14 protein-coding genes and 3 pseudogenes are annotated in these 17,092 nt (G+C 70.7%); 7 read left to right on the forward strand and 10 right to left on the reverse strand.

The window, feature by feature from the left end:
- Positions 1-56: 56 nt before the first annotated feature.
- From OC490_RS20730 to OC490_RS20740, 3 genes are read right to left on the reverse strand one after another with little or no spacing between them, the layout of a single operon-like run.
- A complete protein-coding gene (locus tag OC490_RS20730) occupies positions 57-1,265 on the reverse strand; it encodes an MFS transporter (protein ID WP_262059454.1) in 1,209 nt (402 codons plus the stop codon).
- Positions 1,266-1,309: 44 nt separating this feature from the next.
- Positions 1,310-2,986 carry a transglycosylase domain-containing protein gene (locus OC490_RS20735; RefSeq protein ID WP_262059455.1) on the reverse strand — a complete coding sequence of 559 codons (1,677 nt, stop codon included), beginning with the start codon at positions 2,984-2,986 and terminating at the stop codon, positions 1,310-1,312.
- On the reverse strand, positions 2,983-4,104 hold the full coding sequence (locus tag OC490_RS20740) for a sigma factor-like helix-turn-helix DNA-binding protein (RefSeq protein WP_262059456.1): 1,122 nt from the start codon (positions 4,102-4,104) through the stop codon (positions 2,983-2,985). Before OC490_RS20740 ends, OC490_RS20735 begins: the two co-directional genes overlap by 4 nt.
- A 136-nt stretch (positions 4,105-4,240) precedes the next feature.
- Between OC490_RS20740 and OC490_RS20745 the strand changes: the two genes are divergently transcribed.
- Together OC490_RS20745 and OC490_RS20750 are read left to right on the forward strand one after the other, a co-directional pair.
- On the forward strand, positions 4,241-4,756 hold the full coding sequence (locus tag OC490_RS20745; protein ID WP_262059457.1) for a SigE family RNA polymerase sigma factor: 516 nt from the start codon (positions 4,241-4,243) through the stop codon (positions 4,754-4,756).
- Positions 4,746-5,441, forward strand: a complete 696-nt coding sequence (locus OC490_RS20750) for a hypothetical protein (protein ID WP_262059458.1) — start codon at positions 4,746-4,748, stop codon at positions 5,439-5,441. The genes OC490_RS20745 and OC490_RS20750 overlap by 11 nt, the downstream gene beginning before the upstream one ends.
- A gap of 52 nt (positions 5,442-5,493) precedes the next feature.
- Here OC490_RS20750 and OC490_RS20755 read toward each other — a convergent pair whose 3' ends face one another.
- Positions 5,494-6,345 carry an alpha/beta fold hydrolase gene (locus OC490_RS20755; protein ID WP_262059459.1) on the reverse strand — a complete coding sequence of 284 codons (852 nt, stop codon included), beginning with the start codon at positions 6,343-6,345 and terminating at the stop codon, positions 5,494-5,496.
- Between the two features lie 194 nt (positions 6,346-6,539).
- Between OC490_RS20755 and OC490_RS20760 the strand changes: the two genes are divergently transcribed.
- On the forward strand, positions 6,540-7,127 hold the full coding sequence (locus OC490_RS20760; RefSeq protein ID WP_262059460.1) for a hypothetical protein: 588 nt from the start codon (positions 6,540-6,542) through the stop codon (positions 7,125-7,127).
- Here OC490_RS20760 and OC490_RS20765 read toward each other — a convergent pair.
- The 3 genes from OC490_RS20765 to OC490_RS20775 all read right to left on the reverse strand — a co-directional run bounded on the left by OC490_RS20765 (position 7,115) and on the right by OC490_RS20775 (position 10,348).
- Positions 7,115-8,092, reverse strand: a complete 978-nt coding sequence (locus tag OC490_RS20765; RefSeq protein ID WP_262059461.1) for a TolB family protein — start codon at positions 8,090-8,092, stop codon at positions 7,115-7,117. The genes OC490_RS20760 and OC490_RS20765 overlap by 13 nt on opposite strands.
- A 238-nt stretch (positions 8,093-8,330) precedes the next feature.
- Complete coding sequence (locus OC490_RS20770; RefSeq protein ID WP_262059462.1) at positions 8,331-9,110, reverse strand: SDR family NAD(P)-dependent oxidoreductase; 780 nt, start codon at positions 9,108-9,110, stop codon at positions 8,331-8,333.
- Positions 9,111-9,310: 200 nt separating this feature from the next.
- Positions 9,311-10,348, reverse strand: a complete 1,038-nt coding sequence (locus OC490_RS20775) for a Rieske (2Fe-2S) protein (RefSeq protein ID WP_262059463.1) — start codon at positions 10,346-10,348, stop codon at positions 9,311-9,313.
- A 253-nt stretch (positions 10,349-10,601) separates the two neighbouring features.
- On the opposite strand from OC490_RS20775, the gene OC490_RS20780 reads away from it, so the two are divergent.
- The 3 genes and pseudogenes from OC490_RS20780 to OC490_RS20790 all read left to right on the forward strand — a co-directional run.
- Complete coding sequence (locus OC490_RS20780) at positions 10,602-11,261, forward strand: MSMEG_1061 family FMN-dependent PPOX-type flavoprotein (protein ID WP_262059464.1); 660 nt, start codon at positions 10,602-10,604, stop codon at positions 11,259-11,261.
- A 206-nt stretch (positions 11,262-11,467) separates the two neighbouring features.
- Positions 11,468-11,848, forward strand: a pseudogene (locus OC490_RS20785) (ATP-binding cassette domain-containing protein); the annotation flags it as partial.
- A gap of 28 nt (positions 11,849-11,876) precedes the next feature.
- Positions 11,877-12,404: pseudogene (locus tag OC490_RS20790) on the forward strand (aldo/keto reductase); the annotation flags it as partial.
- Between the two features lie 18 nt (positions 12,405-12,422).
- On the opposite strand, the gene OC490_RS20795 reads toward OC490_RS20790, so the two are convergent.
- Together OC490_RS20795 and OC490_RS20800 are read right to left on the reverse strand one after the other, a co-directional pair.
- The gene (locus OC490_RS20795; protein ID WP_262059465.1) at positions 12,423-14,171 is read right to left on the reverse strand and encodes a DUF4132 domain-containing protein; all 1,749 of its coding nucleotides are present in this window, start codon (positions 14,169-14,171) and stop codon (positions 12,423-12,425) included.
- A 201-nt stretch (positions 14,172-14,372) separates the two neighbouring features.
- A pseudogene (locus OC490_RS20800) lies at positions 14,373-14,482 on the reverse strand (IS5/IS1182 family transposase); the annotation flags it as partial.
- 270 nt (positions 14,483-14,752) lie between these two features.
- Between OC490_RS20800 and OC490_RS20805 the strand changes: the two are divergent.
- The gene (locus tag OC490_RS20805; protein ID WP_262059466.1) at positions 14,753-15,340 is read left to right on the forward strand and encodes a GNAT family N-acetyltransferase; all 588 of its coding nucleotides are present in this window, start codon (positions 14,753-14,755) and stop codon (positions 15,338-15,340) included.
- Positions 15,341-15,492: 152 nt separating this feature from the next.
- Here OC490_RS20805 and OC490_RS20810 read toward each other — a convergent pair whose 3' ends face one another.
- The gene (locus OC490_RS20810) at positions 15,493-17,025 is read right to left on the reverse strand and encodes a hypothetical protein (protein ID WP_262059467.1); all 1,533 of its coding nucleotides are present in this window, start codon (positions 17,023-17,025) and stop codon (positions 15,493-15,495) included.
- Between the last annotated feature and the right edge of the window lie 67 nt (positions 17,026-17,092).

The raw sequence follows: 17,092 nt of genomic DNA on the forward strand, positions 1-17,092 counted from the left end.
ATCACCGACGGCAGGAGGAGTCCGGCATTTGGACCACTCTTGACCAGAACCTGTCACTAGCGATGGCTGGAAGCGGACCTGGCCACGATCGGCAGCACACCCGCGAGGACCGGCGCGATGGCACCGGAGATCAGCAGCGGGAGGTGGCCGTCGGCGCCCCAGGCGAGCCCGGCCCACACGCCCGCGAGCAGGACGGCGGCGCCGGTGGCGCCCTGGTAGAGACCCTGTGCGCTGCCCTGCTGGCGGTCGGGGACGAGCGTGGAGATCCAGGCCTTGCCGACGCCGTCGGTGCAGGCCGCGAACCCGCCGTAGAGCGGCAGTACGACGAACACCGCCCAGGGGCTGTGGATCAGGCCGAGGCCCAGGTAGCCGACCGCGAAGAAGACCAGCCCGGCGGCGAAGACCAGCGGGCGGGGGAGCCGGTCGGACAGGGCTCCGGCGGGGTAGGACAGGGCGGCGTAGACGAGGTTGTAGACCGCGTAGGCGCCCACCACCCCGGCCGTCGACAGGCCCAGGTCGTGGGCGCGCAACAGCAGGAGCGCGTCGGGGAAGTTGACGAGGTTGAAGACGAGCAGCACGGCGAGGACCCGCCAGTACGGGCGCGGCAGGGACCGCCAGGGGGTACGGGCGGTGGGCGTACGGGACGTGCCCGCTGCTGCGGTGCGGGGGTCGCGGACGGCGGCGACCAGCGCGACCGAGGCGACCGCCGGGATCACGGCGATCCAGAACAGCGGGCGCAACCGGTGGTCGAGCGCCTCGTACAGGACCAGCCCGACGAGCGGGCCGACGACCGCGCCGGCGGTGTCGGCGGCCCGGTGCAGCCCGAACACCTTGCCGCGCTGTCCGGCCGGAACACCCTCGACGAGCAGGGCGTCGCGCGGCGCCCCGCGCATGCCCTTGCCGAGCCGGTCGGTGACCCTGGCGACGAGGACCAGCGGCCACGCGGTCGCCAGCGCGATGAGCAGCTTGCCGACCGCGGCCAGGCCGTACCCCGCACCGATCAGCGGACGCCGGGCGAACCGGTCCGCCAGCCGTCCGGCGGCCACCTTGGTGAGCGAGGCGGCACCCTCGGCCGCTCCCTCGATCGCCCCGACCGCGGCGGGCGGCGCGCCCAGCACCACGGTCAGGAAGATCGGCAGGATCGGGTAGAGGAGTTCGCTGGCCGCGTCCTGGAGGAAGGACACCCCGCACAGCACCTTCACGTTGCGGGTCAGCCACGTGGGGCGCTCGGGGTTCGAGGGGACCTTGGTGGCCGGCTCGGTCACAGATGCAGTATCCACGCCATCGGCTCCGGCGGAAGAGGCCCGGACTATCCCGTCCCCGTCGTGGCCAACTGCCAGATCTGTGCCGTGGTCTCCGTCGCGGACTGTGCCGGCGGCGGGTCGTTCGGCAGTTGGGCCGGGGCGGTCGTGTTCTTCTTCTCGCCGGGGCGGTCGGCGAACAGGGCCAGGGTCAGGGCGAGCCGGGGGTCCAGGCGGGTGGACCACACGGTGCGGCGGGTGATCCCGCCGCCCGCGCCCGCCGTGAAGAGGGTCTGTGGGGCGCGCTGCGCCGTGGGGACCGCGGGGAGCGCGTCGGCGTACATCTTGGACATCTGCGCGTTCACCATGAACGCGGCCTTCTCGTCCAGCGCGCGCCGGGTGTCGGGGTGCGCGGTGTACACCTGCCGTCCGTCCCGGGTGATCTTCGTGACCGTGTACGGGGCCGCGTACACCCCGTCCGCCGCCACGGTCGCGTACGCCGAGGCCAGCTTCAGCGGGGTGGGTGCCGCGGTCTTCGGCAGCGCGGTCAGCGGGGCGCCGAGCGGGACCTTGCCGAAGGGATCCAGTGCCGTTCCCGCCTCCACCGCGCCGCCGACCGCGTCGTTGAACGGCTGCCGGGCGTAGTCCGACCCCCCGTACAGCAGCCGTACCGCTCCGTCGCCGGGCACGATCGCCACGACGGCGGCGTGCAGTGTGATGCCCTTGGCGTCGGCCCCGCCCTTGCCGGTCCTGCCGTCCTTGAGGTCCTTCACCGCCTCGGTGGTGGCGTCCTGGAGGGCCAGGTCGAAGGTGGTGTGCACGGTGTAGCCGCCGCGTGCCAACTGGTCCTCGGTGATTCCCAGTCGATCGGCGGCCTCCTGCGCCGCCACGTCGATCATGTACTGCCGCTGCCCCTCGGTCGCCCCCGGCGGATAGAAACGGAACGCGGGGAACGCGGCCTCGGCGCGCTGCTTCGCCGTGATGCTGCCGCTCGCCGCCATCGCGTCGAGCACCCACTCCCAGCGGGCCCTGAGCGTCGCCGTCACCTTGGGATCGGAGCCCGCCTTCTCGTAGTACGAGGGGATGTTGACGATCGCCGCCAGCGCGGCGCCCTGGGAGACGGTCAGGCTGCGGGTGTCCACGCCGAAGTAGTTGCGCGCGGCGGCCTCGACGCCGGCCGAACCCCGGCCGAAATACACGGTGTTGAGGTAGCCCGCCAGGATCTCGTCCTTGGAGCGGGTGCGGTCGAGCTTGATCGCGATCAGTGCCTCGCGGGCCTTGCGCGACAGCGACTGCTCCGGGCTCAGCAGCGCGTTCTTGACGTACTGCTGGGTGATGGTGGAGCCGCCCTGCCGTTCGCCGCCGGTCAGCGAGGCCAGTACCGCGCGGGCGACGGCGCGCGGCGACACCCCGTCGTCCGTGCGGAAGGTGCGGTTCTCGGCCGCGATCACGGCGTCCTGGACATACCTCGGGACCTGCGACAGCGGCACCTCCTGGCGGTCGACGGGACCGCGCCGGCCCAGATAGGAGCCCTTGTCGTCGACGAAGACCGTGCTCTGGGTGACGGTCTCGGGGTGCGGTGCGGGGATGCCCGTCAGTCGGTAGGCGACGACCGCGGCCGTGCACAGCGCCACGACCAGCACGAGGAAGGCGATGATCAGCCGCCGCAGCAGACGGCCCCGGGTACGGCGGAGCCGCAGCCGGAGCGGGATGCGCAGCCTGGTGGACCTGGTTGGCCGCTTCACCAGTCGCCCCCGCCCCGCGCGACGACCTTGCCGGCCGCGTCGTACACCGTGACGGTCGGACCGCCGTCGCCGTAACTCGCCTTCAACTGCGTCGCCGACAGCGATGCTCGCGTGTACCAGACGCCCCAGCCCGGGCTCCCCGCCAGGGTGAGGACCGTGCCGGTCATCCTGCTGTCGTCGACGGTGACCTCGACGCGCACCGGGTCGGCGGACAGGCCTCGGTACAGGCCGGACAGGAAGTACGAGCTGTTCAGCCAGTCGGGCTGCACGGAGGCGGTCGGCTTCGCGCTGTCGGCGGCCACTTTCTGGCCGCCCGCGTAGCTGTCGTCGGTCAACCCGCGGAACTGGTTGGGCCGTTGCGGCGTCGACCAGTGCTTGCCGTCGCTCGTCAGCCAGACCTGCACTCCCGGTACGGCGTCCACCCGCTCGCCGGGTGCGACGATCCGTATCGGGCTCCGCGCCACGTCGACCGCCCCGGCGGCCGACCCGTCCGCGCTGCCGCCGCCCACGATCCGGCCGGCGACGAAGACCCCCGCAGGGACGAGCAGCAGCGCGCCGAGCGCCGCGCCCGCGACCCTACGGCGGAGCCGCAACGCCCGGCCCCGCCGCTCGACGTCATCGAGCGCAACGCCGAACGGGACGGCCCCGACGCCGACTTGGGCAGTCCGGGCGACCTCGGCGGCCTCCGCGAGCAGCCCCCGCAGCCGCTGCGCGTCACCCCCGCACACCGCCAGCCCCCGCCGGGCCCGGCTGCCCACCGCACCGGCCGACCAGCCGAGCAGCTGGGCGACCTCCACCTCCCGCAGACCCTCCCGGTGCAGCAGCACGAGCACCGCCCGCTGCCGCGCGGACGTGTCCTTCAACACACCGTCGGGCAGGGCCCGTTGGCGGCGCGCCCCGCGCAGGAACTCCTTCACCAGGGACCGCAGCACATAGAAGTCCACGTCGTCCCGCGGTATCCGGCGCCACCGCGCACACACCCCCACCAGCGTTCTCCGCACCGGCTCGGCAGCCTCCCGGGGGTCTCCGGTGGCGCCGGAGAGCAGGTGCGCGGTGGCGACCAGCCGGGGCAGCTGCGCGTGCGCGTACGCGGTGAAGTCGTCGTGGGGGTCGGGCACTTCGGTGGTCCTCCGATACGGCTGTCTCTGATACGACTGTGAGGGAAGTGGATCCTGGGACGCGTGTTCGTCGTCTTCCCTGTACGCACGGTGCGGCGGCCAGGTTGCACGGGAATTCCAAGACTCCGGTGAGGTCATGACCGAGGACGAGTTCGACGCCTTCTACGCCGCCGCGTTCCCCCGTCTGACCGGCCAGCTCGCGGCGTTCACCGGGGATCGCGAGGAGGCGCAGGACGTGGTCCAGGAGGCGTTCGTACGGGCCTGGGACCGGCGCGGGGACTTCCTCGCGGACGAGGCACCCGAGGCGTGGATACGCACCGTCGCCATGCGGCTGGCGGTCAGCCGCTGGCGCCGGGCCAGGCGCTGGCTGGAGCTGGTGCGCCGCACTCCACCGCCCGAGTCCACGCCCGGACCCGGCCCCGATCACACGGCACTTGTCGCCGCGCTGCGCCAACTGCCCACGGCACAACGGATGGTGATCGTCCTGCACCATCTGTGCGATGTGAGCGTCGAGCAGATAGCCTCCGAGACGGGTGCGCCCGTGGGGACGGTCAAGGCCAGGCTGTACCGGGGAAGGGCGGCGCTGGCGAAGCAGCTGGCTCCGGACGGGACGGACGGACCGGTTCGGAAGGAGAGCGGCCGTGTCGGATGAACTCTCCGTCGTGCTGCGTGAGTTGGCCGCTGAACAGGAGTCCCGTCCGGTCCTCACCGGTGCCCAGGTCCGCGGCCGTGCGGTGCGCCGGGCGCGCCGCCGGACGGCCGGCATGCTGGGCGCGGGTGCGGTGGCCCTCGCCCTGGTGGGCTTCGCGCTGACCCAGGACCTCACGGGGAAGGAGCACGGCCGACAGCTCCCCGGTGCCGCCGTGCCCGCCGTCCCGTCGCCGTCGCAGTCGGTGCCCCCGTCGCCGTCCGCCGCCTCCGCCGCAGTGTCGACCCCCGTCTCCGTGGTGCCCGCCACCGGCACGCTCGACCTCGCCAAGCGCGCCCTGCTCGTCGGCGGCCGGGTCATGCCGCTGACCTCGGACTCCGCCAACAGCCCCGTATTCGTAGGGCCGTTGACCGTGTACGGGAAGCACGGCACCAAGGTCCTGACCGTCACCGACTCGACCGCCGGAGTCGGCCTGTACACGGAGGTCACGCTCGCCGTCGAACTGCGTGACGCCGACAACAAGCCGGTCTACGTCGGCGTCACCCGCTCCTACAAGGGGAAGAGCCTCGGCAAGCAGGGCACCGGCGGCACCGGCGCCTGGATCGGCCTGGACGGCGCCGACGCCAAGTGGTTCTACCAGGACGCGAAGATCGGCAGCGTTTTCTCGATCACCGGCGGTTCAGCCTGAAGCCCCGGTCCGTGGAGACGGACCGGGGCGTTCTTCATTCTTTTCGTGCGCGTCAGCTGGTCGCCTTGGCGGCGTCCTCGATGAGACCGGCGACGATCTTGGGGTGGCTGAGCATCACGACGTGGGAGGAACTGGGCACTTCGACGACCTTGCGGGCGTTCGCACGGCTGTACATCCAGCGCTCGCAGGCCGGCGGGATCGCCTTGTCCCGGCCGGCGACCAGCCCCCACACCGGGATCGTCTTCCAGGCCGCGGCCGTGGTCGGGAAGGTGAAGGAGTCGGCGTCGAACGGCCGTTGCGTGGCCTGGAGGACCTTGAAGTCGGCGGTGGAGATGTCGGCCGCGAAGGCCGCCTGGCCGTCCTTGCTCAGGTACAGGTCGATGCCGGTCGTGCCGTCGGCCTTCGTGTACGGCACCGGGACGCTCACCGGTTCGACCTCGCTGCCCGGGAACTTGGTGATGAGCTCGCCCTGCGTCTCGCCGACCTCGGGCACGAACGCGGCGACGTAGACCAGCGCCCTGACGTTGCTCTTCCCGGCGGCGGCGTTCGTGATGACCGTTCCGCCCATGGAGTGCGCGACCAGTACGACGGGGCCGCTGATGGAGTCCAGCAGGCTCGCGATGTACGGGGCGTCGGTCGGGATGCCCCGCAGCGGGTTCGACCCGGAGACCGTGGTGTAGCCCTTGTGCTGCAACTCCTTGATGGTGGCGTTCCAGCAGGACGAGTCGGCGTATCCGCCGTGCACGAGGACGATCGTGGGCTTCACTTCGGACCTCTCCTTGCTCGTACCGGCCGGGGCGGTCGCCGCGGCGGCCGTTCCTGCACCACCGGCGACCAGCGCGGCCGACCCGGCCACTGCCGCTCCGGCGGCCAGTACCTGGCGGCGGGAAACTTCGGTACTCATGGGACTCCTCGGGCGGCTGGATCGGTGGGGCACGTCAGGGACCCTAGGAGGAGTGGTTGCGCGGCGGCATCTGCAGAATGACCTAGTTTCCGGGGCGGTGGCCGGGCGGGCACCGGGCCGGTGAATCTCTGACCGGCCGTCGCGGTGGGCGCTCGGGTGGCCGACCATGAGGTGTGCGATTCGATTCCGTTCCCATGCCGGCCACCGTCGGGGCCAGGCCTCGTGACAGCCGTGGCTATCCCGTGCCCGCCATCACTCCGTGGGAGGGCGACGAACCGCAGTTCGCGCTCACCGACTACGGACGCAGCGCGGAGTGCGCGCGGCGGCGGCTGTGCTCCGTCTGCGACACCCTGATGCCCAAGGGGCCGGTGTGGCGGGTGGTCGGCGCCGCGGAGAGTGCGGCGATCCGTGCGGCGCTCGATGCCGGGCGGCCGTACCGCAACATGGCGGCGACACTGGAGGCTCCGGGGCACCGCGCGTGCATGCTCTACGCCTCGATGGTCCGCCCGTACCTGGCGCGTCCCAACGCGCGGCGGGGCCTGACGGCGGAAAGCCCGGACGACATGACCGCTCATGTCGTCCGGGGCGCCGTCCGTGGGGACATGGGTGCCGTGGTGGGGTTCGGCGACTACGAGTTCGCCGTCACCAAGACCCAGGTCCTGTTCCGTTTTCTCGATGTGGTCGAGTACCTGCCGCACGACACGGCCGACCAGCACCTGCCCGAGCTGCGGGCCGAACTCGCGCGCTCCGGCGGGCGGTTGGGCGGTGGTCAGCCGCGGTAGGCGGGCAGGCCGGTGTGGGTGGAGACCTTGACGGGCCTGCCGAAGCCGTGGGCGCCCTTGGTGATGGTGTACGTACCGGTCGGGGCGCGGAAGGCGACGGTCTTGCCGTTGGGGGACCAGGTGGGCTCGGTGTAGTCGGTGGTGGCGGTGGGGGTGACGTCCTTGACGGCGTTCGTGGAGCTGCCGAGATCCTCGACGAAGAGGTGGTCGTGGCCGTGGACGGAACGGACGAAGACGACCTCCTCGTTGTCCGGGGAGAGCGCGGGCTCGGAACCCTTGGCCAGCGCGCCGCCCTGCTGCCGCAGGTAGTCGTCGCGGATGTAGACCTCGCCGGTGTGGGTGTTCTCGTAGACGGCCGAGCCGTACTTTCCGCCGACGTTCGGCCAGGTGTTGTTGGTCTGGGGGACGGCGCCGTCTCCCGCGTAGCCGTTGAGGCTGATCTTGGCCGGCCTGCCGTGGTCGCTGGTGGCCTTGACGCCCTCCAGGACGGTGCTGCCGTGGATCTTCGCCGAGAAGACGATGTTGTTCTTCGCGGGGATCTGGTTCGTCCGGTCGGCGGCGGTCACCTGCCAGGTGGGGTGGGACCAGGTCTGCCCGCCCGGGTTGGCGGCGACGGTGACGCGGTGGGTGCCGTCGGGGTCGGAGACGACGAGGTTGCCGTGTCCGTCGATGAAGGCGGCCTTGCTGCCGTTCGGGTTCCAGGCCAGGTCACGGACCGTGGTGCCGAAGTCGATCGACCTGCCGTTGACGATCACGTGGCGGGTGCCGTTGCTGAGGGTCAGCCCCCTGGGCACGGTGAGCGTGTGGGTGGACGCGGCTGCGGCGACCATCGCGGCGCTGCCCTTGGCTCCGCCGGAGGAAGGGGCGGCCAGTGCGGCGGCGGCCGTACCGCACAGGGCGAGCAGGGCGGCGGCACCCGCGGTGACGATGGTTGCGCCGGCGCGCCGACGGTTACGAGCGGACATCGAGGTTCCCCCAGTGATGTGAGTGACGCTGCAACGAGAGATGCGCGGGAACCGCCGGCCGTCCCCGGAACCTGAACCGGCCCGCTCGGCTTGCTGCCCTTCGCGACAAGACGGATTGTTCCGGCGGCGGGTGACGGGGCTGTGCGTCGGCTGTCACAGGTGTGCAATAGCGCGGCGGCTTCGGTGCTCGCGCCGGGGAGCCGACTCGTACGTCAACTGCTCGGGCCCGCCTGCGTATTCACCACGTGGGGATGAAGCCTCCGTCGACGGTGATGTCGGCGCCGGTCACGTTCGCCGTCCGGTCCGCGGCCAGCAGCAGGACCACGTCGGCGATCTCGGCGGGCCGGGAGAAGCGGCCGGTCACCGTGGTCCGCGCGGCGTTGTCGATGACGTCCTGGGGTTTCATGCCGGTCGCCTCGGAGACCGTCGCGGCGACCCCGCCCTCCCCCAGCCAGAGATCGGTCTCGACCGGCCCCGGGCTGACGGTGTTGACCCGGATCCCCTTCGGGCCGACCTCCTTGGACAGGGCCTTGGAGAAGCCCGCGAGGGCCGCCTTCGCGGCGCTGTAGTCGATGACCGCCGGGTCGGGGAGCGCCGCGTTGACCGAGCCGATGTTCACGATCGAGCCCCGCCCCCGGGCGAGCATCACCGGCAGGGCGCTGCGGGTCGTACGGACGGCCGCCATCAGGTTGAGGTTCAGGGTGGCGAGCCACTCCTCGTCGGTGACCGAGAGGAACCCTCCGGTGCGGGGCGGAGCCGATCCCACGTTGTTCACGAGGATGTCGATCCGGTCGCCCGCCGCCTCGACGAGCCGCGCGGGCCCCGACGCCTCACCCAGGTCGACCGGTACGACCCGCACGCTCCCCGTGGCCGCCAACTCCTCCAGCCCGGCCGAGGAGTGCCGGGCCCCGGCATGGACCGTGACCCCCTCCGCGACCAGCGCCCGCACGACCGCCAGCCCGATTCCCCTGCTGGCGCCGGTGACCACGGCCACCTGTCCGTTCAGTCCGAGATCCATCGTGAGTCCTCCTGTCCCTGCCGCACCCCACACCTGCCGGTCGGCCGGTGTGCCTGACGGCGTCGAGCACGATCGGGACCACCGTGGCCGCGTGCCACACCGTCACCACGCGCGACGAGCCGACGGTCCCGACACGAGCATGCGCCCGCCACGCGCGAACCGCTGGCCTGTCGGGGCGATGGCCAGGTCTTTGACCGGGATCAGATCCCGCGACGGGCGGGCGGCGGCGCGGGGGCGGGCGCGGGTGCGGAGCGGGACGGATAGAACTGCGCGTACCAGCGGCGCAGCGCCTTGATGCCCTGTTCGTGGGGCAGCAGGACCGGGTGCGGTCGGTGGATCTTGTGGTCCCAGATCCGGAGTTCCTCGCGCACCTCGCCCAGGGCCTGCGTCCCGAAGACGAGCTTGAGCACGGGCGTCAGGAACGCGAAGCGGGCCGGTTTGCGGATGTAGTAGAGCATCCGCATCTCACTCGTGCGTTCGTCGACGGGGGTCGTGAGGGCGACGGCGGTCACCGACAGGGCGGGGCCGTGGGTGCGGACCACCATGACGCCCGGTCCGTACATGAACGCGTCGAAGCTGTTGTCGATGTCCCGGCCGAGGACGCGCCGGCGGATCCGGCCGCGGGCTTCGGCGAAGGGGCCGTTCGACCGCCAGTCCTGGACGAGGGGTTCGCTCTGGCCGTGCAGGAAGTGGAAGTGGGACTCGTCGACGATGTTCTCGCGCATCTCCTGGATGTGGATGCGCGCGCGGCAGACGTCGTCGATCGGCTCGGCGAACCGCCCGGACGCCGCCTCCGGTATCTCCGGCACCTCCCATGACGGTTCGCCGGGCCCGCAGTGGACCAGGACAAGCCCGCTGTGCTCACGGACCGGAAAGCCGCCGAGGGACACCTTCGGCGTCCGGCGCGCGAACGGGGCCGCCACGCACTGCCCGTCCGGCCCGAACCGCCAGCCGTGGAACGGACATTCCACCGAGCCGTCCACGACCTTGCCGCCCGCGCCGAGGTGGGCGCCGTAGTGCGGGCAGTGCGCGTCCCGTACGGCCGCCCGACCGTCCGCTCCGCGAAAGGCGATGAGGGCCCGCCCGAAGTAGTGCAGGCTGACCACTCTGCCCGGCCGGAGCTCGTCGCTGCGGAGCACGGTGTACCAGCCGTACGGCACGGTCGGCATCGGGTAGTCGTCGGCTCGTGGATCGCGGGGCAGGGCAGCGAGCTTGTCGTGGCGCCGACGAAGAGGCATGACCGGATGCTAGCGAGGGCTCGGTGGATTCGGGGCGGGGGTCTGCACACTCGCCATGGTCCAACTCTCTTGGGCTGCCTGGGAGTTGGGGCGCGGCACGTTTCCGACCCCGCCCCGGGGCCGGGCGGCTTCCCGCTCGCCCCTCCCCGGCCCGACGGAGGAACCGGGGACTCTGCCCGCGAAGGACCGCAACGGCCGCCCACACACTCACCGCCAAGGATCAATCGCAGGTCGGCCCTTTAGGGTCGGAGGCATGACGACACCTCTTGCCGGTAGTGCCTTCGACCTGCTCCGTCTCGACGCCGTGTCCGACCAGGACGTGCTGCGCCGGGTCTACGACCTCCCCGGTGAAGCCGCCGTGCGGAAACAGATGACCGAACTCACCGAGCAGACACGGCGGTTGATCGGCTGCTCGTCGCTGGTGCTGGTCGCCAGCGCGGACGCCGAGGGCAAGTGCGACGTCTCCCCGCGCGGCGGTCCCGCCGGGTTCGTCACCGTCCTGGACGCACGGACGGTGGCGATACCGGACGCGACCGGCAACAAGCGTCTGGACACCCTGCAGAACGTCGTCGCCACCGGACGGGCCGGGCTGCTGTTCGTCATCCCGGGGCGCACCACGACACTGCGGGTGAACGGCCGGGCCTGCGTCTCCACCCGCCCGGAGCTGCTGTCGCAGCTGACCGCCGTGGGCAAGCCGCCCGCCAGCGCGCTGGTGGTGGGCATCGACGAGGTCTACCCGCACTGCCCCAAGTCACTGCTCCGCAGCGGGGCCTGGAAGCCGGAGCAGTGGTTGCCGGCGGACGCCCAGCCTGCCTCGGCCGAGGTGACGCTCGCCCAACTGCGGATGCCGGAACTGACGATCGCCGACATCGAGCAGAGTGAGGCGGACGCGCTGAAGTACCGGTACGAGTGACGGGCCGACCCGTGATTTCCGCAACGCGGCAGCGTGTATTCCTTCCGCGTCCGACATCCGGCAGAGCCCTCCGCCGGTGTACCGCGGTACCAGTGTCCAGCGGTCATTGTGGCCTCCGGGTCCACGGGTCGCGCCGTAGCCGCTCCTAGCCTCGGAAACAGTGACCCGGCCGGACGCCGGGCCGGAGGCAAGCGGGGAGTGGCGCCGTGGTCGAAGTTCGTGGGCTGACCAAGCGGTACGAGGACAGGACGGCGGTGGACGGCCTGAGTTTCACCGCGCCGCCGGGGCAGGTGACCGGGTTCCTGGGGCCGAACGGGGCGGGCAAGTCCACCACCATGCGGATGATCGTGGGCCTGGACGCGCCGACCAGCGGCACGGCCCTGGTCAACGGCAAGCCTTACGCCCAACATCGCGCGCCCTTGCAGGAGTTGGGGGTGCTGCTGGAGGCGAGGGCCGTACATCCGGGGCGCTCCGCGTTCCACCACCTCATGGCGTTGGCGTACACCCATGGCGTGCCGAAGCGGCGGGTGGAGGAGGTCATCGACCTCGCCGGTGTGGTTCACCAGGTTCGCGGCCAGTCCGGAGCTGACCTGGTTGTTGTCGACGTAGACGGTGCCCTTCGGCGACGTCTACGGCCAGTGGCGCGCGATGGAGGCCCTCAACCGCGAGGGCCTGGCCAGGTCGATCGGCGTCGCCAACTTCTACCCCGACCGCCTGCTCGACCTGATCGTCAGCAACGTGACCGTGCCCGCCGTCAACCAGATCGAGACCCACCCGTTCTTCCAACGCGCCGACTACCAGGCCCTGATGAGCGAACACGGCGTACGGACCCAGTCCTGGGGCGGCTTCGCCGAAGGCAGGAACGGCCTGTTCACCAACCCACTGCTGACCGAGATCGGCAAGGAACACGGCAAGTCGGTCGCGCAGGTCGTACTGCGCTGGCTCACCCAGCGCGAGGTCATCGCGATCCCCAAGTCCGTGAGCGCCGAGCGCATGGCGGAGAACATCGACGTCTACGACTTCGAGCTCACCGACGAGCAGTTGGCGCGGATCGCCACCCTGGACACAGGCAGCTCACTCTTCTTCGACCACCACGACCCGGAGACCGTCACCTGGCTGGCCGGGCGCCGTCTCGACGCGTGAGCGCGGTGCGGACGGGCGTCAGGACGATTGCGGTGGCCTGGTGTCCCCCACCGGGCGGCGGGACGCACCCCGTCGTACGGGCACCTGGCGAATGGGCTGTGTCAGGCCGCCGAGTTCCAGATGGACCTGCCAGGCGCGGGTCTGTGCCCGGTCGGCGTGGACCGGGTTCCAGAGACGTACCGTGTCGGTGGCCGTGACCTCGTGCGTCCGACCCCGGATGTCCCGCAACAGCCACCGGCCGCCGGGGCCGCGCACGGGCAGCCCGGTGAAGGTGCCGTCGGCGGTGTCCGCCTCCCAGACCAGGGCCTGGCAGAGGGGCCCGGCGACGTCGTGGTCGAGCCAGCGCGCGCCGAACCGTTCACCGGTCAACGCGGTTCCGGTGGCGAGGAGTTCGGCGAGGACGCCACGCTCGCGATCGGCCTGCGCGGCGAGAAGCGGGAGCCGCAGCCGCAAAGCGGTCAGCTCCAGGACGTATCTCCCGTTGAAGTGCCGCATCCCGTACGACGTCACCGGCTGTCCCCGGTCGGTGCGGACCTCCACGCCGACGGAACCGTCCGGGCGTACGGCCAGGTGGGCCGTGTGATGGTCGAGGGCCACCTCGCGGGCTCCTTCGGACAGGAACTCGTCGGCGATCGAGTCCAGCGCGGCGCGGGCCGCGGTGGCCGCCTCGGGCGGCAGTCCTGACAGGGCCCTGCGGTGCCGCCCCAGCCCGGGCATGCCGGCCGCGGCGCTCAGGGCGGTGACACCCGCCCGCGCCGGGAGGATGTCCCGGTCCGGAAGGCCCGGAAGCCGCCGGTCGAGGCCGCGGCCCAGTGCCTGTGCGGCCACCAGCCCGATGAGGGCCGGGTCTCCGGCGAGGCAGGCCGCCCAGGCGGCGCCGGCCATGAGCTTCGCGTCGTCGAGGACGGACGTCTGCCTGCCGAGTGCCGATTCGATCATGCCGTTGGGGTAGTTCGTGTTGATGCGCAGCAGGGCGCTCACGACCTCGGGGGCGACCGGAAGCAGTTCCAGCCGCTCACGGACCTGGCCGAGCCAGGACTGGGCCGGACGGAAGCCGTCGATGGTGAGGAGCAGCGCGAGCAGGTCCAGCACACCGGGTTCGAAGACCAGCGTGCCCAGTTCGGCCAATGCCCGGTTGTTCCAGTTGTCCCGGTCGGGCAGGACCTGCGGCAGACGCTTGGGGACCTCGCGGTCGTACGGCAGGTCCAGCAGGTCGGCGGCCTCCTCGACGGAGAGATGCCAACGGCACTGCCCCTGGCGCTCGCCGGAAGGGGCCAAGAAGTGGTGGCCACGGGCGCGCAGCACGATGGTGCGCAGCTGAGGCCGGTAGCGGGCCCGCTCGGACGGCTCCTGTTCCCGCACGGCGGCGAGCGGCAACCCCAGGCACCGGCACACCTGGTGGAACCCGTAGGGGACGCGATTGGGGATGTGATCGGGGCTGTGATCGAACTCCGGCAGGGCGAGAGCGAGCAGTTTCTCGGCCTCCTCGGGGGACCAGCCGCACGGGTGCCGTGTCAGCGCGGCCTCCATACAGATGTCGCCCCGGGTGTCGTGCGGGTTGCTCAGCAGCGCCAGCCCCAGCCGTCGGCGGTCCCGGGGTTCGAGAGAGTCGACGAGATGGTGGCTGTGGCTCCACTGGGAGGGGTCGGCCGGGGCCAGGACGATGCCGCGCCGGATCTCCTCGTCCGGCTTCGGATGCCGTCCGAGGTCACGGTGGCGCGCCCGGGCCGCGGCTCTCCTGAGCTCAGCGGGCAGCGGCGGCACCACGGCGTCGTTCCGGGCCCGATGGGGAAACGACCGGTCTCCCGCCCACGATGACCACATAGGCCCCACCTCCGTGCCGGTGCCTTTCCCCGCCCGGCGCCGAAATATCCTCGTCTGCTGCCCGTCCTCGTGACCAACTTCCTTGAGCAGCAAGCTGGTTGAGGTGAGGAACACGCCGTCGGCTCAGTGGCCGGCGTCGGCGCCGGCGAGTTGGGGGAGGGTGTCGTGCCTGCGCAGGTACGACGGTCCGGCCAGGGCGCGCCGGTGCGGTGGGAGCTTTCAGGGGCGGTCGCCCTCGCGGGGGCGATGAGCATCGTGACCCAACAGCTGCACGGCTTCGGGCTTGATAAGACATCCCAATGGCAGAGTTGTGCACTCTTTATCACCCTCAGCATTAGGCATCCGCGCATATCGACTTGCCCCTGGTTGCTTGTGCTGCCTGTCTCGGCGAACTTGCACACTCTCCTGCGAACGGTGCCAACCCGGCAGAGGACGTAATACTCTGGGACGCGGCTCTGCTGGTCCGCTAGATAATTTCTCTACCCCTGGCCCAAACGACTTCGAGACCGTTGAGGGAATGCGAAATGAATCCGGTAACACTGACGACCGAGAACCTGATATTGGGGCAGATGCAACTGACCGACCTGGATGCCATCGTTGCGGCCTGGTCGGACCCGGAGATCAGGCGCTGGACCACTGTTCCCGTGCCCGGAACTCGCGAGCAGGCGCGAGACTTCGTGCTGAGCACGTGCGAGGGCGGCTGGGAAGCCGACCATCAGTACATCTTCGGGGTACGCACAAAGAATTCCGTTGATCTGGTGGGCTGTTCCGGAATCTTTGGGGTCAGCACGGTCGGGCGAAGCGAGTCCATGGCATATATCGGTTGCTGGACTGTAAAGGAACAACGCGGCAAGGGCTACACGACTGAAGCCGTCCGTGAGCTGTGCAGATGGGCTTTCAGCGAACTGGACATGGTTCGTATCGAGGGCGTGGGGGAAGTCGGAAACCATGCCTCCATGGCAATGGTACTGAAGGCTGGATTTCAACTTGAGGGCACTTTACGTGGCCGCATGAAACAGGATGGAACCCAGCGTGATGCGTGGCTTGCTTCTCTCCTGCCGCACGATCTCGGACTGCTGTCCGCCATTCCCTACCTCACACCTGAGGACTGACCGGCTGCTCGATTCGAGTCCTCGCCTTGAGGAGAAGCCGGCTTGAAGCACTCATCCCTGCGGTGACAACACTCGGGAATCAAATCGGGGGCAGGTGCGGTCGTCCGTGCCGCCACCGTCGCGACGGTGGCGGCACGGTCAGTCCTCAGTCCTCAGCCCACGGCGTACGCGTTGTACACCGTGGTCGTCGAGCTGTCGCCGTGGGTGTCGGTGACGGTCGAGCGCAGGCCGACGCGGCCGGAGGCCGGGTTGTGGACGGTGGTGGTCCACTTGCCGCCGGTCAGCTTCGCGGTGATGGCGTGCCAGGTGGAGCCGTTGTCGGTGGTGTACCAGGCACGTACGGACTTCACGCTGTCCGACAGCCGGCCGATCGTGCTGTCGCCCGTGCCGTTGCGCTGCATGCCCAGGCCGACGGTCGTGGTCGACCCGGCAGCCGCCTGGTTCCTGGAGTTCAGTGCCTCGGGCGAGAACCGGGTGATGTAGGCACGGATCTGCTGGTTCTTGCCGGCGTCGGCGTAGAAGTGCAGGGAGAGGCTGGAGGAGGTCGACAGCGAGCCGGCCGGCAGATGGTCGCGGTGACCGGTTTCGGTGATCGTGTACCAGCCCGATCCCGGGATCCGCGGCTGCGCGCCGAGCTCCTGCGAGGGGCTGTACTTGTGCGAGTAGAGCGTCCTGCCCGCGTGCGTCAGCTTCACGGTGCCGGAGGCCAGGCCCCCGCCCGCCGTGAGCGTGGGGTCGGCGAACGGGTTGTCGTTCCCGAAGTACAGCTGGTGGTACCAGGTGTACGGCAGCTGCCCGCCGGGCCCCCAGACCGCGTGGCCGAGGGCCAGCGTGGCGGTCTTGCCGGCCGCGTACTTGTGGGACCCGCCGTAGATGAAGTCGTTGCCCTGCTGGCCCACCGTCCACTGGCCGGCCGGGACGTGGACGCCGAAGGAGTTGGGCAGGTCGCGCTCGACGTCGAGGATGTCCATGGACGACGAGCAGTCGTAGCCGCCCGCCGGCTCCCCGTTGAACGAGAACCGCGCCTGTCCGCTGTCGGGACCGGAACGCGCGTACACCTTCAGGGTGGTCAGCCCCGACTTCCTCAGTGTCGCGGACACCCCGGACGGCACACCGCGGCTGTGCGTGGCCGAGGCCAGCCAGAAGTCGCCGCCGGTCGTCGACCGAGGTGTGTACGTGGTGCCGTAGGCCAGTTCGTACGCCTTGCTGCTGTTCGGGATGACGTACAGGTCGCCCGGCGCGGCCGACGTGCTCATGGTCGCCGGGCTGTTGTCGGTGGCGCAGACGGCCGCGCTGACCGTGCGGTCGTATCCGCTGCCCGGGGCGGGACTGATCGAGACCTTGACCGCACGGCCCTTCCGGGCGTCGAACGTGGTCGTCGTGGCCCCGGAGACCTTCACACTGTGGCCGCCGACGATGCCGTCCTCGCTGTTGCCGCCGGTGAAGGAGGTGGCGAGCTCGTAACTGCCGTTGGGCAGCGACGTCTTCTTGTTGCCGTCGATGTAGCGGAAGTCGTTCGTCCTCGTGTTGTAGACCGCCACTTGGGCGTAGACCGGCTTGCCGCTCCGGTCCAACGTCCTGACGGTGAGTGAGCCATTGGCTGCGGCCGACGCCGTGGAAGCGCCGGCCAGGAGAAGCGGCACGAGCATGGTGACGACACTCGCGGCTGCCGTGGTTCGCCGCATCAAACCCCCCATAGGTGCGCGACATGGACACGACACCGTAGCGTGCGGGGTACCCGGCACCGTCACC

The sequence above is a fragment of the Streptomyces sp. STR69 genome (genome assembly GCF_024519455.1).
Taxonomy (GTDB): domain Bacteria; phylum Actinomycetota; class Actinomycetes; order Streptomycetales; family Streptomycetaceae; genus Streptomyces.

Excerpts from the sequence above, each read along its gene's own strand:
- OC490_RS20745 (WP_262059457.1), top strand. The coding sequence starts at position 4,241 with ATGACCGAGGACGAGTTCGACGCCTTCTACGCCGCCGCGTTCCCCCGT.
- OC490_RS20755 (WP_262059459.1), bottom strand. The coding sequence starts at position 6,345 with ATGAGTACCGAAGTTTCCCGCCGCCAGGTACTGGCCGCCGGAGCGGCA.
- OC490_RS20760 (WP_262059460.1), top strand. The coding sequence starts at position 6,540 with ATGCCGGCCACCGTCGGGGCCAGGCCTCGTGACAGCCGTGGCTATCCC.
- OC490_RS20765 (WP_262059461.1), bottom strand. The coding sequence starts at position 8,092 with ATGTCCGCTCGTAACCGTCGGCGCGCCGGCGCAACCATCGTCACCGCG.
- OC490_RS20770 (WP_262059462.1), bottom strand. The coding sequence starts at position 9,110 with ATGGATCTCGGACTGAACGGACAGGTGGCCGTGGTCACCGGCGCCAGC.
- OC490_RS20775 (WP_262059463.1), bottom strand. The coding sequence starts at position 10,348 with ATGCCTCTTCGTCGGCGCCACGACAAGCTCGCTGCCCTGCCCCGCGAT.
- OC490_RS20780 (WP_262059464.1), top strand. The coding sequence starts at position 10,602 with ATGACGACACCTCTTGCCGGTAGTGCCTTCGACCTGCTCCGTCTCGAC.
- OC490_RS20805 (WP_262059466.1), top strand. The coding sequence starts at position 14,753 with ATGAATCCGGTAACACTGACGACCGAGAACCTGATATTGGGGCAGATG.
- OC490_RS20810 (WP_262059467.1), bottom strand. The coding sequence starts at position 17,025 with ATGCGGCGAACCACGGCAGCCGCGAGTGTCGTCACCATGCTCGTGCCG.